The 16704-nt window shown below is 46.9% G+C and carries 18 protein-coding genes and 1 tRNA gene; 11 read left to right on the top strand and 8 right to left on the bottom strand.

Annotated elements, in window-relative coordinates; genetic code table 11:
• Positions 1 to 30: 30 nt before the first annotated feature.
• From efp to OZ401_RS12460, 10 genes are all read left to right on the top strand, one after another.
• Positions 31 to 588 (top strand): elongation factor P, encoded by a 558-nt coding sequence (gene efp, locus OZ401_RS12505; RefSeq protein WP_341468577.1) that lies wholly within the window; start codon positions 31 to 33, stop codon positions 586 to 588.
• On the top strand, positions 589 to 1134 hold the full coding sequence (gene accB, locus OZ401_RS12500; RefSeq protein ID WP_341468576.1) for an acetyl-CoA carboxylase biotin carboxyl carrier protein: 546 nt from the start codon (positions 589 to 591) through the stop codon (positions 1132 to 1134).
• A gap of 190 nt (positions 1135 to 1324) precedes the next feature.
• Entirely contained in the window at positions 1325 to 2122 is a 798-nt protein-coding gene (locus tag OZ401_RS12495; RefSeq protein ID WP_341468575.1) for an alpha/beta fold hydrolase, read from the top strand.
• Between the two features lie 76 nt (positions 2123 to 2198).
• Positions 2199 to 2339 (top strand): hypothetical protein, encoded by a 141-nt coding sequence (locus OZ401_RS12490; protein WP_341468574.1) that lies wholly within the window; start codon positions 2199 to 2201, stop codon positions 2337 to 2339.
• A 22-nt stretch (positions 2340 to 2361) separates the two neighbouring features.
• Entirely contained in the window at positions 2362 to 3549 is a 1188-nt protein-coding gene (gene xseA / locus OZ401_RS12485; protein WP_341468573.1) for an exodeoxyribonuclease VII large subunit, read from the top strand.
• A 302-nt stretch (positions 3550 to 3851) separates the two neighbouring features.
• Entirely contained in the window at positions 3852 to 4004 is a 153-nt protein-coding gene (locus OZ401_RS12480) for a hypothetical protein (protein WP_341468572.1), read from the top strand.
• 137 nt (positions 4005 to 4141) lie between these two features.
• Positions 4142 to 5470 (top strand): FtsW/RodA/SpoVE family cell cycle protein, encoded by a 1329-nt coding sequence (locus OZ401_RS12475; protein ID WP_341468571.1) that lies wholly within the window; start codon positions 4142 to 4144, stop codon positions 5468 to 5470.
• On the top strand, positions 5467 to 7203 hold the full coding sequence (locus tag OZ401_RS12470; RefSeq protein ID WP_341468570.1) for a penicillin-binding transpeptidase domain-containing protein: 1737 nt from the start codon (positions 5467 to 5469) through the stop codon (positions 7201 to 7203). Before OZ401_RS12475 ends, OZ401_RS12470 begins: the two co-directional genes overlap by 4 nt.
• A complete protein-coding gene (locus tag OZ401_RS12465) occupies positions 7200 to 7934 on the top strand; it encodes a hypothetical protein (protein WP_341468569.1) in 735 nt (244 codons plus the stop codon). The genes OZ401_RS12470 and OZ401_RS12465 overlap by 4 nt, the downstream gene beginning before the upstream one ends.
• A gap of 37 nt (positions 7935 to 7971) precedes the next feature.
• Complete coding sequence (locus OZ401_RS12460) at positions 7972 to 8907, top strand: alpha/beta fold hydrolase (protein WP_341468568.1); 936 nt, start codon at positions 7972 to 7974, stop codon at positions 8905 to 8907.
• A 5-nt stretch (positions 8908 to 8912) separates the two neighbouring features.
• Here the strand turns inward: OZ401_RS12460 and OZ401_RS12455 are convergent, their stop codons facing one another.
• From OZ401_RS12455 to OZ401_RS12420, 8 genes are all read right to left on the bottom strand, one after another.
• A complete protein-coding gene (locus OZ401_RS12455; protein WP_341468567.1) occupies positions 8913 to 10058 on the bottom strand; it encodes a glycosyltransferase family 4 protein in 1146 nt (381 codons plus the stop codon).
• The gene (locus tag OZ401_RS12450; protein WP_341468566.1) at positions 10055 to 10627 is read right to left on the bottom strand and encodes a DUF4126 domain-containing protein; all 573 of its coding nucleotides are present in this window, start codon (positions 10625 to 10627) and stop codon (positions 10055 to 10057) included. Before OZ401_RS12450 ends, OZ401_RS12455 begins: the two co-directional genes overlap by 4 nt.
• Before the next feature lie 139 nt (positions 10628 to 10766).
• Positions 10767 to 11027, bottom strand: a complete 261-nt coding sequence (locus OZ401_RS12445) for a hypothetical protein (protein WP_341468565.1) — start codon at positions 11025 to 11027, stop codon at positions 10767 to 10769.
• Between the two features lie 376 nt (positions 11028 to 11403).
• Positions 11404 to 12396 carry a polysaccharide deacetylase family protein gene (locus OZ401_RS12440; protein WP_341468564.1) on the bottom strand — a complete coding sequence of 331 codons (993 nt, stop codon included), beginning with the start codon at positions 12394 to 12396 and terminating at the stop codon, positions 11404 to 11406.
• A 96-nt stretch (positions 12397 to 12492) separates the two neighbouring features.
• Positions 12493 to 12566 (bottom strand) — tRNA-Val (locus OZ401_RS12435).
• Positions 12567 to 12630: 64 nt separating this feature from the next.
• A complete protein-coding gene (locus OZ401_RS12430) occupies positions 12631 to 13854 on the bottom strand; it encodes a C39 family peptidase (RefSeq protein WP_341468563.1) in 1224 nt (407 codons plus the stop codon).
• A gap of 153 nt (positions 13855 to 14007) precedes the next feature.
• Positions 14008 to 14550 carry a hypothetical protein gene (locus tag OZ401_RS12425; RefSeq protein ID WP_341468562.1) on the bottom strand — a complete coding sequence of 181 codons (543 nt, stop codon included), beginning with the start codon at positions 14548 to 14550 and terminating at the stop codon, positions 14008 to 14010.
• Positions 14551 to 14570: 20 nt separating this feature from the next.
• The gene (locus OZ401_RS12420) at positions 14571 to 15638 is read right to left on the bottom strand and encodes an alpha/beta hydrolase (protein WP_341468561.1); all 1068 of its coding nucleotides are present in this window, start codon (positions 15636 to 15638) and stop codon (positions 14571 to 14573) included.
• 287 nt (positions 15639 to 15925) lie between these two features.
• Between OZ401_RS12420 and OZ401_RS12415 the strand changes: the two genes are divergently transcribed.
• Positions 15926 to 16552, top strand: a complete 627-nt coding sequence (locus OZ401_RS12415; RefSeq protein WP_341468560.1) for an SH3 domain-containing protein — start codon at positions 15926 to 15928, stop codon at positions 16550 to 16552.
• The last annotated feature ends 152 nt before the right edge of the window (positions 16553 to 16704 follow it).

The raw sequence follows: 16704 nt of genomic DNA, 5'->3' as shown, positions 1-16704 counted from the left end.
ATCATAACACCAGTTTATTCAGGAGAAGGTATGGTTTCGACCAGCGAAATTAAACGCGGAATGGTAATTGACCTTGATGGTCAACTTCAGAAGATTCTGGAATTTGATCACCAGAAGATCGGGCGAGGCAGCGCTCAGGTGAAAATTAGTTTTAAGAACCTGCGCAGCGGTTCTAATACTGTGCGTACATTCCAAGCCGGTGCCAAATTTAACGATGTGCGGCTAGAGCGCGAAGTGGTGCAGTTTCTTTACAAGGATGGCGACGACTATCATTTTATGAACGTGGATAACTACGAGCAGTCGATATTGAACGATGAGCAGATGGGTGACGTGAAATATTATATCCACGAAAATGATACAGTTGACCTAATTACCTATAACAGTGAACCTATTGATATTGAAATCCCCCCTTCGGTAGTTTTAACCGTAACTTATACCGAGCCGGGTATCAGAGGCGATACCGCCAGTGGTACCAGCAAACCGGCAACTACTGATACAGGATTAACCGTCAATGTCCCGTTATTCATTAATATTGGCGATAAAGTTAAGGTAGACACCCGTTCGGGGTCTTATGTGGAGCGTGCTTAATTGACTACTTCCAGCTCAAGCAGCCGGATACCATCCGGTGAACCAGAAAAAGGCTCATCTCCATCAGGAAATTTCCTTAATGAGGAAATTCGCGAGCTTATCAAAATGGTCGAAGCCAGTGATATTACGGAATTGGCTATTGAGAATGGCTCACATAAGCTTCTTATCAAGCGCGAAAAGATGGTGGTACAAACATTAGAGGTTTCACCTAATCGATCGAATCGCGCTTCACGCGGGCAGGGCAATGTTGTATCCGCAATGGATGGTCGTTCGATTACCGATCCCGGCGCGCCACCGGAAGACTCTTTCCACAAAGTTGTTGCGCCTATGGTCGGCACTTTCTACCGTTCGCCCGACCCCAAAGCTCGCTCCTTTGTGACCGAAGGAGAAGTGGTGGAAAAAGGACAGGTTATCGGCATTATCGAGGCTATGAAGATAATGAACGAAATAACCAGCGATCATACCGGTCGCTGCGTGAAAATCAGCGTTGAGAACGGTCAGCCTGTAGAATACGGGCAAACCCTGTTTTTGCTGGAGCCGATTTAATCTGCCTTTTAGCTCATGTAGAACTTTCGCATCAGATGGATTTTCGGACAAGGGGCTTAAGCCTCTTGTCTCTAATCTAGATTCATTTCTGTTCCAAGTGAAAGTCTTGATTTAGTTCTTTGTTTCTCTAATTTATCTTTATAACTGTAGCGTCTTTTCTATCCTTCTCCACAGAATCCAGAGGTAGAAGATGCCTTATGCACCTCTACGCGATTTAAAGATCTATTACGAAGTAAGCGGGGCTGAAGAAGCCGAGCCGCTTTTACTCCTCAACGGCGCTTTTGGTCTGATTGATTCCGCCAGCGATTGGGGTAAGCACTTTGAAGTTTTTGCCCGTCACTATCGCTTGATTGCCTATGAGCATCGCGGGCATGGACGCACCGATAATCCCTCTCAAAAGTTTTCCGGTTATAGTGAATTGGCTGACGATGCCGCAGGGTTGCTGAAATATCTGGGTATCAAAAAAGTGCATGTGGTTGGTTTCAGCGATGGTGGTATAACCGCGCTAAAGCTTGCTTCCCTATATCCCGCTTTGGTAGATACTTTGGTGGCAATCGGCGTGAACTACCGTAATACACCTGAGATTCTTGCTGCAATGTATAAACTTGATGGCGCTTACATTGAGCAGAACTTCAAGGAGTGGGCGGCTATTCTCGAAAGGCAATATGCGCACCGTGAACCGGGCTACTGGAAAAAATTGAGTGCGCAAATGATTGCGATGTGGCTGGATGATTCCGGCTATCCCACCGAAGCAGAGATGCGTGCTATGAAGCTTCCGGTGCTATTGATGACTGGGCAGCGTGACCCTTTTGGCACAGTTGATCAGGTTTTGGAAATGCACCGCTTTATCGAAGGCAGCGAGTTGTGTATCTTGCCGGGTGTTGCCCATGCTGTCCCGCAGCAACGCCCCGAACTTACCGGTATGGTGGTGCTGGACTTTCTGGAACGCCAACGTAAAAAACGCCTTCGCGAGACTTATCGCCCTTAATATAACCTTTGTTATACGCTTTTAAGCTTGTATAGAAGGCGGCGATATATAACACCGAGCGGGATAGTGTTGGGATGTGGTAAAGCTGAACGTAGCAATGAAAAGCCGGTATGTGCCGATTAGCGGCATCAGCGACAGCGGTGTGCAAGTTGCAACACCAACGTGGAGTAGTGAACCGCCTACTCGCTTGCTACCCGCTGGGGATAACTTGGGATAACTTGGGATAATTGGGGATAATCTTGGAAATTTTCAGTGTTAGCGAACTACTCGAATATCTCAAAGCCTTGATGGCTCTGGACGAGCGCCTCAGTGATATGTGGTTGCGCGGCGAGGTATCAAACAGCAATACCTATCAGAACGGGCATACCTACTTTCGTCTTAAAGATGCCAGCGGTGTGGTGGATTGCGTATTGTTCAAGGGTAACGCTCTGCGCCAAAAATACAAGCCTGTAAACGGAACCAATTACCTAATGCATGGTAAAGTTTCGATTTACGAACAGACCGGAAAGCTGCAATTCTATGTGGATTTGATCCAGCCGGAAGGGCAGGGCAAACTTGCGCTCGAATTTGAATTGCTCAAGCAAAGGCTGGAAGCGGAAGGACTGTTTGCACCGGAACGCAAACGCCCCCTCCCTCAACGCCCGAAAACTATCGGGGTGGTAACTTCCGGGAAAGCTGCCGCTTTTCAGGACATCCTGAATGTATTGCGCCGTCGCTACCCGCTCGCCACCGTAGTATTGTCTCCCACGCTGGTACAGGGCGAAAATGCACCGCTGCAGATTGTGGCTGCCTTGCACAGCCTCAATGCTATGCCAGAAGTTGAAGTTATAATACTGGCGCGTGGTGGTGGTGCGCCCGAAGAACTGGCAGTATTTAATGATGAAAGGGTGGCGCGTGCCGTGTTTACCAGTAGGCATCCAGTAATCACCGGGGTTGGTCACGAAACCGACTTCACGATTGTGGATTTCGTGGCGGATATGCGCGCCCCTACTCCTAGCGCCGCCGCCGAACTCGTCTCCCCCGATATTGCCGATATTCGGAGTGAGCTTGAAGAATTACAATCGCAACTTTCCGCCTCGCTCGATTACCGCTTGGAGGAGAGTCGAGCGGCTATAAACGCCTTACAAAGACGACTTGAATTGGCTTCGCCCTCCACCTTGCTCGCGCAGCAGCGCAACCGGGTAGAACAATTAATCGCTCAAATTTCTCAAAATACAAACCACCGTTTAAAGGTTTTACAACTGGAGACTCGCGCCCTTTCCTACCGTCTCAAAGTGCTTGACCCTCAACAGATTTTGCAACGCGGCTATGCCATAGTGACCAAGAAAGAATCGGGCGAAGTTATTCACGACATATCCCAAATAGCCAATACAAACAAAATCCGAGTTCGACTAAGCAACGGCGAATTTGAGGCTGAGGTGCGTTAATTTTCAGCTCTCAAATTATGCCGAGAAGAAAACCACCTAAATGTAATTGTGTTCGAATCTAGCGCCACAATAACCCTCCCGCACCAAGTGTTAAAAGAGTCTTAAAAATAGTGAACATTATATGTATATCCTATTGCGTTGGTACGGTACATGGGTTAAGATAAATTTGCAGATAGCACCAGAACCCTATCTGGGCGGTCTTTGGTCTACCTAATATACCAGCTATCGGTCACCGCTCTAGTTTGGTCCTGACTCAGAAAGGCTGGGGCTACAAATTCTTTGGGATAGGAAGGTTTTACACTATGGAATTACTAGCTGCCGTCATCGCTGCCGTTACCGCTGCTATAGCTGCCGCTAAAGCAATAGAACGCCAACAAAAAGATGCTGAAAAGCGTCGTGTACGTGTGCCTGTTCGTGTAGATGAAAAATCTGTGGAGCGGCGACCTCGCCATTAGTGGCGTGGTCCTTCCAGATTAAGCTATTATAGATAATTATCCGCAAAACTCTTGGGCAAATTATTTCTAGATACCCCTTGTGAATTGAAGTCGGGCAGCTTGGTTGAGTCTGCTCGTTTTCGTTTTTATAGCCAATTATGCAAATAACCCCAACTTTAAAGAAAAAACCGCCATTACGGCTGGTAGAACTCCAATTGCTGGTTGCGCCAGCGCTACTGGTGCTGCTTGGAATGTTGATTGTCATTTCTGTACCAAATCAGCGGGTTGGCTGGGATGCCAAAGACCTGTGGATGCCCTTTGTATTTATCGGTCTGCTGTTGGTAACGCATCTGGTACTTACCATCTGGTTGCCACGTTCAGACCAGCTTATTATGCCGTTAGTCTCTGCTCTGTCCGCTTTTGGGTTGATAATGAGCCAGCGTCTTGAAACCACTCGAACGGGCAATATTGCCAGTCGGCAAGTGCTATGGGTAGTGCTGGGTTATACCACCTTTCTTATTGTAGCGTTAGGGCTGCGCAATATTATGGCGCTGCGACGCTACAAATACACCTTCCTTTTTCTAGGTTTGCTTCTCACAGCGGCGGTAACTATTTTTGGTCAGGAAGTAAACGGGGCGCGGCTTTGGTTTCGTTTTGGAATTTTCAGTTTCCAGCCTAGCGAGCTTTTAAAAGTGATGCTGGTGGTTTTCCTCGCCGCCTATCTAGATGATAAACGTGAGGTAATTCTTTCTACCAATTTCAGGTTAGGTCCTATCCCGCTACCGCCTTTTCCTTATCTTATGCCAATGCTTGGTATTTTGGGTATAGCCCTTTTGACCATGATTGTTCAAAAAGAACTAGGCGCAGCGGAATTATTTTTCGGCGTATTCCTCATAATGCTTTTTGCCGCTACCGGACGCGCCAGCTATGTAATAGTAGGATTGGTCTTAATCATCGCCGGGTTTGCCTTGATTTATGTATTATCTGCCAATATTGACCAACTGGCGCATGTGCGCGTGCGGGTGGATGCATGGCTAAACCCATGGCCTACCGGGCAGGGACGTTCTTACCAGATTGTTCAGGCGCTATTCTCTTTCGCGGAAGGTGGCGTATTCGGGCAAGGTATTGGACAAGGCGCGCCCTATTTTATCCCGGAAGTACATACCGATTATGTAATGGCGGCTATTGGTGAGGAAATGGGCTTGGCTGGAGCGCTTGGTATATTAGGCTTGGATGTTTTGCTGGTATATCGCGGTTTCCACATTGCCTTGCATACCACCAATGGCTTTTACCAATTTCTGGCTATCGGCATCAGCGCAATTTTTGGCATTCAAACTTTAATTATCGTAGGTGGTGTGACCAAACTTATCCCCCTAAGCGGCATGACCTTACCTTTTATCAGTTATGGGGGTAGTTCAATTCTAGTAAACTTTCTGATGGCAGGGTTATTGGTGCGCCTTTCGTTAGAGCGAGATAGCAAAGTATGAATCCAAAAACAATTCGATACCTGAGCTTGATATTGGCAGCAGGTATAATCGGTTTTGGACTTTCTTTTGGCTTCCTGTTCGGTCCAGATTGGGATGCAAACGGGCGTAGCGACTCCGTTTGGCTAATCTGTATGCTCGTCACCGGGCTTCTGCTGCTCTTGGCTTTCTGGTATGGCAACGCGCCCATCAAAAAAGATGCTTCTAGTCAGGAACGGATTGCGCATAATACACAACGCGCTATGACTTTCATTCTGGCAGGTTTTATCCTGCTCAGCTTTCAACTGCTGCGCAACCAAATTGTAATTACGGACGAAATCAGCAAACCTTATTTCACCCCCAAAAACGAATTAGTCCAAGACCCCCGCATTATTCGTCAACAACTAACGGTGCAGCGTGGGACGGTTCGCGATACTTTTGGCAACCCGCTGGTAAGTATTGAAGTCAAGGATGGCGTGGTACGTCGCACCTACCTGAATCCTTATATCAGCCCGCTGGTGGGTTATTATAGTCCGCTTCAGTTCGGTAGTAGCGGGCTAGAGGCGAGTTACGACGATTACCTTTCCGGGCGTTCTGGGACAAATCCGTTTGTGGCGCTGACCCGCGATTTAACTCACCAACCGATAGTTGGCAACGATTTGTATTTGAGCATTGTGCCGGAATATCAGGAACTGGCGCAACAGCAGTTGGGTACTCAGGATGGCGCTATTGTATTGATGGATGCCAAAAGCGGGGAAATATTGGCGATGGTCGGCAATCCTCACTTCGACCCGGCTCAACTGGCATTTGACCCAACGGTGGCGGATGACCTATGGGATGCGCAAACCAAAGAAATTCAGAAACGCTGGAACGCCCTTCGCGATGACCCTAAAAAGCCGCTTCTCACCCGCCCAACTCAGGGCTTATACATTCCCGGTTCAACCTTTAAGACCCTTTCACTTTCCGCTTTACTCGATTTGGGAAAAGCTACTCCCGATACGCTTTGGAAAGACGAAGGCAAACTAACGGTGGATGGCGCGGTGTTTAACGACCCGAATCGCCCAGACAAGACTCGCACCGATTGGACTACCACCGAAGGCTATATCTTTTCGCTCAATGCTGTGTTCGGGCAAATCGGGTTGGCGATTGGCGGCGCAGACGAATTGCGTTATATGGAACGTTTCGGCTTCAATACAGCAATTCCCTTTGATATTCCGGTGGAAAAGAGCCGTCCTTTCCTAACTACGGGTTTTCTAGACAAGCGTCCGGCGCAGGCTTCCACCGGCTTTGGTCAAGGCGAGATACTAGTAACACCGCTACATTGGGCGATGTTGGCTGCCAGTTTTGCCCGCGATGACGGGGCGCTTCCCAAACCCATATTGGTGAAAGAAATCCGCACCCGTGAAAAAGTGCTGGTCAAAGCAACCAAGCCCGAAGCATGGCTCAAACCACTTTTGCCGGAAACCTCTAAAGCAGTACGCGATATTATGGTAAAATCTGCCACGAACGGTTATGTGGGACTTAATGGGGGCGGTTTGCCCGGCTCTGGTGCAATAGTAGGTGGCAAAACCGGCACTGCCGAAGTAAACCCTCAGCAGGGTATTAACAATGGCTGGTATATCGCTTGGGCGACAAAGGGTGATCGAGCTTTCTCTATTGCGGTGGTGATAGATAACAAGCGCGGTGCCGAAGGCTTAACCGATGCAATGCCCAAAGCAAATACCATACTCAAGCGCGTTTTGTCACAGGTTAAATGATAGACCGGATTTTAAAAGCTATTATTGTTCTAAGTGTACTAGGGATAGTATTCATTCTTTTATACTCTGGCGCTTCTGCTGCTCGTCAAAATGTTTTCACTGCCAACTACAATTTATCTTCTAGCGACGTAATTTCTTACGATGACCCTGATCGGGCACGTCAGTTTGTGAGCGAACTAGTCTCTGATAAGGCGCAATTCTATTCTTTTACTGCCAGCAAGGGTCTAGAAATAAACCTTGAACTAAACATCCCACGCCTAGAGGGGTTAGATAATTTTCGCCCTTCTCTGGCGCTTTTTGGACCCGGTCTACCCATGCCTCCCGAATCAGATTTAAGGAAATTGCCTTTCACACTTCCTCCCGAATACGGTATGGTGCTTTCACAGGACGACCCCAATGAACCAAAGGCTAGAATTTTAGTAGATGAACCCTATACCCAGATCGGTTTCTGGGAAGGGCAACGTATCGGGCGCGAATTGACGCAGGATGGCACTTATTATGTAGCGGTTTTTGACCAGGCTGAGCATGGTGGTAAATATGTGCTGTTAACAGGCAACCGTAATGGGGCGAGTTTAGCCGATACCTTGACTTTCCCATGGCTTTGGGTGAAGTTGCATTTTTGGTATGAGCAGGGTTTAATTGCCCTTCTTGTTATACTGGTATTATTTACTGGTTTTGTTACGTTGGGATACTTCCGCTTTATTGGTAGCAAGAAAAAATCATCAAATTAGCAGATTAACTTCTAACTTTCGGTTTAAATTAAAGGATATGGGTATTTTTACGAAGAATCTTTACGAGCTATTACAGGAAGAAACTGAACAGTTTTTGAGCCATGATGGCATGCGACTACATATGCATTGCTGGAAGCCTTCCGACGTTCCTGCCTCGCGGGTGGTACTTATAGTGCATGGTCTGGGTGGGCATGGCGCTTATTACGCTTCTTCCCTTGCGCCTTACCTTGTGCCACTAGGCGCAATGGTTTATGCCCCGGATTTACGCGGACATGGGCGCAGCGATGGAGTGCGTGGCGATATAGAATCTTTTGGCGAACTAGAAGGAGATGTGGCGGCAGCGGCATCTTGGGTACGCAATCGGCATCCGAATTTGCCGTTTTACCTGCTTGGTGAAAGCATGGGAACTCCGCTTGCCATTTTACATGCCGCTAACAGCAAGCCTGAATTGAAGCCGGATTATCTTATACTCGCAGCGTGTGTGGTAGCGCCGACCATAACACCTAGAATCGATGAAATATTGCGTACCGCCTTTTACTTGGCAACTAATCGGCGTAAACCGGCTTTACCCATTACCGGGCGCGAAGAGCAGGGTATTCGAGACCTTGAATTTATCAAAGTTTTGAAAGCGGATGTGCTGTTCAACAAGCATGTCAGCGTGCGGTTTTTGCTTAATATGACAAAGGCGATGAACCGAGCGGCGCAATCCCACCATCTTCTCAGCATGCCAACTATCATTTTACAAGGTGGCAAGGATATAACGGTACGTCATCGCCCTACCCGAGCCTTTTTCCATCGTATTGCTGCAACTGATAAGGAGATGCATGTTTTCCCGGAGGCTTTCCACGCAATCCTGAATGACCCAGATGCTCCGGAGGTACGCAAACGTATAATAAATTGGATTGACCGCAAGGAAAGTGGTAATTACCAAACCAATGGAATGTTTACTAATCACTTCCAACCGTTTGCCTAAAAATATTACTTCTTACCTGCCACTTCCATCAAAGTAGCTAGGGTTTCGTCGGCGCATTTCTCCCACGAGAATAAAGCTGCACGGCGTAAGCCCTTATTTATCATTTCGCCTCGCAGTTGTGGGTTACATAAAAGGCGGCGCAAGTTCCATTCTATTGCTTTGGCATCGAGCGGGTGGTGTAACAAAGCAGCATCCCCCACTACTTCAGGTAGGCTTCCGGCGTTAGAGCAAATTACTGGCACCCCACACGCCATTGCTTCCAGCGCTGGTAGACCGAACCCTTCGTAGAGCGAAGGAAATGTGAAAGCTTCTGCGCCGCTATAGAGTGCGGGCAAATCCATATCAGAGACATAGCCCACCAGTTTGATTTGTTCCGGTAGGTTTAGCGCAACGGCTTTCTGCATAATCGGTTCGCTCATCCAGCCCGGCTTACCCCCTAACACCAGTTGTAATTGGTGGCGCGCCGGATAATCGAAATTTTCATCTCGTACCAATGCTGCAAACGCCTCCATCAAACGCTCCAGATTTTTGCGCGGCTGGATAGTGCCTACATAAAAGATGTAGGGTCCCGGCTCTATATTGTATTTGGTGCGCACATATGCAATCAGGCTGGAATCTTTGATAGGCTTGAACTGCTCACGATCATAACCATGTGGGATTACTCGGATTTTCTCAGGGCTGATTCCATAATGGCGCTCAAGGTCGTTTGCGGTGGCTTGACTTACCGAAATCACTAAGCGCGATTTAAGCGCACTAAAGCGAGTCGACCAGTTCAGATACATACGGGAAAGTGGGGTATGCGCTTCCGGGTGGTAAAGGTAGCCCAAATCATGGATTGTAACTACCGAACGTAAGGGGTGGTACAGCGGCAACACATGTGCCGGAATAAAAAGAGCGTCTGGCGCATGTATCAGCATTTCAAAGCTCAAGCGCGTATGCGTCCACAAGCGCGGTGCAGGCATTGCACATGTGGTTACATTTTTTCCCAAATTCAATCCGTGCAATTGCAAGCTGGTAGGGGGCTTATTGAAATAGAGCGCAAAATCATGCTGTCGGTTTTCGATAATTCGCCGCGTCACTTGATAGGCATAATTTTCGGTGCCGGTGCGCTTGCCCACCGCCAGCCTGCTGGCATCTATGCCTATTTTCATACTTTAGCCGGTAGCTTGCGTCGTTTGAGATTAGACATCCACCAGAAACTCATTCCCAGAGTCAGAATCGAGAGAGAGCCTCCCAGAATAGCTACTCCAATCGAAAGCACCGCTAGCACCGCTACCAACATATCTTCGCCCATACTGATCATGGATTCAAAGGCAAGCGCCATTTTGCTGGAACCTATCAGTGCAGGGCGTAGCCCGCTTTTAACTAGATGCATCAATTCGCTGGCAATCAGCCCGATTGCAAAACTGGCGGGTGTTGCCACAGTGCTGGAAGGGATTATAGCTGCCATTGCTAGTCCCCCGGCGATGGGACATATCAGAAGATTTACCCAGCGGTACAAGTTCTCAATCTGTGGCAATTTATCGGCAACAATATCCAACCCGACAAGGATTGCCAGCACGATTAAGGCTGTCCATGAACCTAAAAACCCGATATCAGGATTCAGTGTAGTTAGTTTGCCCATTCCTGCCACACTAATAACCAATAAGGGTAAATAAGGATTAAAGCCGCATGGGATTGCTATACCAAGACCACCCAATAACCCTAAAAATAAATCCAAAACTGTGCCTCCTCCAATAATAAAAAAGCTGTGTACACAGCATGATACAAAAAGCCCGTGGATGCGTCAATTTTAGGCAAAAAAAGACTGCCCTATCTTGTATAGAGCAGTCTTACCTGATTTTCGAATAATTTTCAGGTTACCCTTCGTGATGCGCAGAGCGAGACTCTATATCCAACATTGGATCTAGTATTCGTTGCATCGCCATAATATGCGCACATTCCTCAAGTCCTATTTGGAAAGTGTGGCAGGTGCAATGCCAATGCCCTTCGCGAAGCTCTACTACATAGTTGTCGTGTTCACCATGAAATTCGGCTGTCGCGTTCAGGAAGTGAATGCGCCCAGGCTCAGTTTGATAGCGTTTGGCTTTTTCAATCTTCCCAATAAAGCTACTGTGCATGTGTTGCCTCCTAAACTCTAACTTTCCGGAATTAACCGGGAAGTATTAATGCTCTAACTGGTTTGCTCGGCGAGTCTGGTAAACCAAGCCCGTTAGAGTTCCCCTAAAACTCACACTCAAACAAAACGGCACAGGACGTGTTATCGTACCTGTGCCGCAGACTCGCGCATATACTCCGTATCCGAAGAAACAGTCTTGATTGATTTTTCTACCTTTTCTATTGGTGCTGTCTTCATCGTGCACCCCCGGCGACTTTCAATTTAAACCTGTAAACCCTTCGTAAGCGGTAAAGAGTGTGTTATTACCGTGATGCAACGATTATATTCTCTCAACAATAACGAGTCAATAGAAAAATGGTGAAGTTTTTACCTATTTCTTAATTTATTAGCTGTGAAACGGTCACTATCTTAAATCCACGCGCCTGTAATTTCTGGATAATTAGCGGCAATGCTTCTGCCGAAGTTTGTGCACCTATATGCATTAATATAATTGCCCCATCTAATTGGGCATCGGTTTGTCCATTTATGCGCTGTACCAGAAAATCCGCGCTTTTTGGCGCACCCACTGAATCGAGGCTGTCCAGCGTCCAGAAAATTGAGCGATACCCTAGCCCGTTTACGATACCTTGTTCTCGAGCCGTTCGCGCTCCATAGGGAAAGCGGAAAAGCGGTCTGGTAGATTTCCCGGCTTGTTGTTGGATTAGCGCATCGGTGCGTAAAAGCTCAGTACGAATCTCCTCCATCCCGATTTTGGTCATATCGGGATGATTCCAAGAATGATTGCCCAATTCCATTTTGTCGTCCGCGAGTTGTTTAACATATTGTGGGTAATGCTCTGCCCATAGACCTGTCAGGAAGAAAGTGATTTTTATGCCATACTTGTCAAGTGCGGTTTTAATCAAAGGAAAAGCCTCACCGCTCGATCCGGCATCAAAGGTAATGGCTACCTGTTTTTTGCCGGTTCGCCCTTTTGCAATTTCACTTAAACCGGGTATAGGGGTTGCATAGGCAACGGTGGCGGCTATAGTGGTTTTAGCTGCAATCGTGGTGGTTTTAGGTGGACTGGCAACCGTTTTTGCCACGGTAGTAGTATTTAGCGGCACCGGGCTGGCAGTTGGCTCTGTAATATCAATAGTAGTGACTGGCGCAGTAGTTAGCGGCTCGGTAGCAATAGGAATCGGCGTAATGGTTATTGCGGGTTCCAAGGTGGTATTGATTGTTTCTTCAAGTGGTGTAGGTGTTCTAAGAAACCAGAAAGGTGCAGACGACACTTCCGGATTAGGAGTAAGCGTTTCATTCGGCACACTATCGGAGCTACAAGCGCTGAAAAGCATGCAAAACAAAAGTAGTAGAATTAAGCGCTTCCGCATATACATGAATCCTCATAAAGATTATTATTTCACACTATATAAAACGAACTGATTGGAGAGAGGTTACAAGCAATGAGGAATAGCAGACATAAAAAGTGGGCAATACTGGGCTCGAACCAGTGACCTCACGGATGTGAACCGTGCGCTCTAACCAACTGAGCTAATTGCCCTTATTCAGGTGACAAAAATTATAGCACGATGGGTAGGGCTTTGCAACCAAAGAAATTCGAATTTTTAATCCATAATCGGCAGGTGGGTCAGTATGGTAGCAGGTTTTCTAATGAGCAATTCTCTACCCAACAAGCCCAACGTAATTTGGTTACTAGTGCCCGGAACCAATTCAAGCCTAGTTCGTTCGAAGTATTGCACTACCTGACCATGCTCTACAAAAGGTTCTGAGATGGGATAACCGAAAACTGCTAACCCGCCTTGGCTAAGCCAGTACGATAGGAAAGCCCCTCCTAACGTATGCCCGGTTTCTTCCAGATACCAGATACTATCGGATTTTAAGGGCGCAACAGGGCGGAAGAACAGTTCATTTGTACGGGTTGCTGTTATCTCACTTCCTAATAGTCCCAATGCGATAGTCTGGGTAACTGGTTCGCTTACATCATATTCCATACGCGCCCGTTCGAAATACTGGACGATTTTGCCATTATTTTCCACCGACAGCGAAATCGGGTAGCCGTAGAGATCAAGTCCACCTTCTAAAAGCCACTGGCGGTAGAATTGGGGCGCGATTCCATAGGTTTCATCTGCCGTATAAGCCGGGCTACCGGGTAAAATCGACATACCCATGTTATCTAGATAGCCCCACGCTCGTATAAAGCGATCCCAGCTATAATAATCGTAAGTGCCAAAACCCGGGTCGGCAATATAAATCCCATCCTCATCGTAGCCGTAAGCAGTGACCGCATGCTCGTAAGCCATTAATTTGAAGTTTATGCCTTCGTAACTAGTAAGGTATGGGCTACCCCAGCCTACCCCACTAGGAACCCACACTACTACTGGGCGACCTTTGGAAATTTCGCTTTTAAGTTCCTCTACGCCTCCCGACAACAATTTGGTATTTATTCCACGCGAGTTGAGATAGAGTGCAATCGGTTCAGCATAAATGCCGTAATCTACCGTTCCACCGAATACCCCATTGATATTTCCGCGATAACCGAAATGTGGATTGGGGTTTTGTGGTATAGCGTTAATAAAGTCTAATTCACTGATATTTATGCCCCACCGCCCTAATGCGGCGCGTGTGGCAGCATATTCGCAGCTAAGGGTGCGCTGCTGTGCGTAAACCGGCATGTTATCTATTTTGGAACTGCCAGGTATTGCTTCTGCTTTATAGGCTTGGGCGGGTACGACTTCACCAAATATAGCTAGCAAGTTAATGAGCAAAAAAGTTATCAAAAGAATAAGGGGGGATTTGCGGTGATTCTTATTTACTACTCGCGTTAACATACCAGTTTTATAATTTCCAGTTCTATAACCATATTTAACTAATGCACTTATTAAAAGTAAGCAAGCTTCATCTATTTTAAGCTACTCCTTGACTCAATGCAAAGCAGAATTGCCTATACACACAGGGGTTTGTTTAAAGCTCAATTAGAGTTTCTATATTTCCACAAAGCGTAGCACTGCCTGCCGTCCGATTCGCACCTTTGCCCCTGTTTCAATTTGCAACCATTCGTTAGCGGGAGCCATTACCTCGCCCACTACTACCCCGATACCTTCTCCCAAATCGCGAATGCGCAAAGTTCCAAAACCGTCCCATTCCACCGCAAATTCATTCAAAGCGATGGTGTTATCCCCATCCAGTTGGAAAGCTTCAGAGCCGGGAATTTTTAAGGCAAAGGGCAAACGCCCAAAAAGCGCAGTTTGTCCCGGCTTAATCACGTTTTTTGAAAGTTTGAGCGGCACTTGAGAATCAACCTGTACCTGTAACTTGCGTGGTTCGTTGGGGAATATCCCAAAAAGCGCATCTTTGGCTTTGGTTAAATCATCGGAATAGACCAGCACTTTGAAGCGCATCATTTTGGGGATAGCTTCTAACTGGTAATAAATATCTTTTGGGTAGAAAATTTCGGCTACCTTTGCCATTTTCTGCTGGATTTCTGGCAGCGTACCTTGAAATTGAGCGGCAATCATCAGTTGCATTTATTTTCTACCTCCCCGACTCATGGGTTTTTAGTAACTACCAATTCTGTTACAGCGGTTCCGTCACTCCATTTGCCCATAAAACGTTGCGCCGGAGTGTTGCCAAGCGCACTATCACACTCTTTATTATATAACGCACAACTTTGCAGCGCATCGGTCAATTTCCATATGCCGTAGTAATTCAGCGCATCCTGTGTGCGGCGATTCGTCATGCCATGATCGGCAATTAACGGTGGTGCCCCGTGGCTATCACTGATAACTTTAATGAAATCGCGATTTTCCGACGATATTTGCGAAGTATTTTGCCAGATAACTTTTGAAGGTTTGTCCCCGACTATGATATCCCGGTCTCCTACCAGCACCAGCATTTTCATAGAAGCGGGGATAGCAGGCAAAGCCTCCATCTCTAAGGGGAAACCTCCGATTGCCATTGCCCCGCAATTATTACAACCACCCGGCGTGATGTCAAAAAGAGCACGGGGTTCCGGCAAACCCGCGCTAGCTGCACGCCCTGCCAGATTAGTAGCAATAATACCGCCTGCGCTGTAACCGACCAGCATAAATTTATCCAGTTCAGGTTTGACATTACCGTTTTGTTGTAATTGCGCTAGGGCGGCTTTCAGCGCCGTCAAACTGGTATCAGTAAATTTCGAACCGTTCATATCAAGGATGTTTGCTTGATATACCGGAAAAATCACAATATTCCCGCGCCTAACCAAATGGTCAATCCAGTATTTGTAACTTTGCGGGTTAATATCGGTATAACCATGTAGTAGGGCAATTACAGGTGCGGTAGCGGGTGTGGGGTTTGTAGGTTCAAAAATATAATATTTGCTAGCGCCTTCTCCATAGCTGTTGCTGACGCTTCCACCGTATTTGTAGCTGCTTCCGCCCGGACCTGAGAGTGGTTGTTCCGGTTGGTTTGGTAACTTTACACCGGGTGATATTGTGCTTACGGTCGAGATTCCCTGAGTGGGTATAATCTGCTGAGTTGCTTTATCAGGAACAGGTGTAGAAGTTGCTGCTGATTCGCCACACGCGCCCAGTACCAAAACCAGCAACAATGAAATTGATTGGAGTATTCTCATTGCAAAACCCTATCTTTATTAGATTTCAATTAATTATAACCTATACGAAAGGGTATACCACGCTGTTACAATACTCACAACCGAATCTACTCAAAAGACACAAATGATTCATAGAAAAACCCATATTCCGTTAGCAAACCCTTCTAACATCTGTTAAAATATATACAATACAAAGAATGTGGTAAAATTGTGTGAGATTTGTGTAATCTTATAGATTGGCAACACTTCCCTCGGTCTTTAGAAACTGCTTATCAACGGCGATGAATCTCCAATTAGGAGGGGTAAAATTGAATCAGATGTCGGGTAGTACACCTTTTAAAATTAAGTACCAAGTAGCCGATTTGCTGGTAGCGCCAAAGGGCACCTCGAATGTACTAGGCAATCTCTCAAAGGGTGCTGTAGTTCTGGTGATTGAGGATAGCGATCCTTACTATTTCAAAGTTCAATTAGACAACGGGTTGGCTGGTTACATCTACAAAGCTGCCGGGGAAATTGTGCAGGGTGTAGCACTTTCTAAGTTGCCCCTTATCGATTCTCCTGCTCCTGCCGAAGCTGCCACCAAACCTATAGCCACTAGAAGCGCTAACGGATCCAGCGCTCCTACAGTAGCTGCTCGCGCTCCTCGCCAGGCTGCGCCCAAGTCCGCTCCAGCTTCTACGTCTTCTAGTTCTTCCAGCAATTCTCGTCGCGAATCGTCTGGTCCTGCTACAAGAGTATCATCTGCTTCTACCATCTCGGTAACATCGGCTGAAATTGCGGTTTATGACAAACCGGGCATTATCGGTCGGCAGATTGCTAAGATGCGACGTGGTGAACGCGCCGGGTTACTCTCGGATGACGGCTATTTCTTCCAAATTCAGCTTTCAACTGGGGTTATCGGTTACATACCACGCTACGCTGCGGAGAAGAAATAAGCTAGTCCGCTCAATAATCTAATTTGCAAGCTCTGAATGTACTGCCTATAATGCAGTATAAGCAGGGCTTTTTTGTTTTTTTTCTCTTCTAATAATGAAAAATTACACTATACCGAAACGCGAGTCTTTTCCCATCACCCGCGTTTTGATAT

Origin of the sequence: Candidatus Chlorohelix allophototropha (assembly GCF_030389965.1) — a bacterium.
In the GTDB taxonomy this organism is placed as follows: domain Bacteria; phylum Chloroflexota; class Chloroflexia; order Chloroheliales; family Chloroheliaceae; genus Chlorohelix; species Chlorohelix allophototropha.
This window is presented reverse-complemented; position numbering and strand designations above follow the sequence as displayed.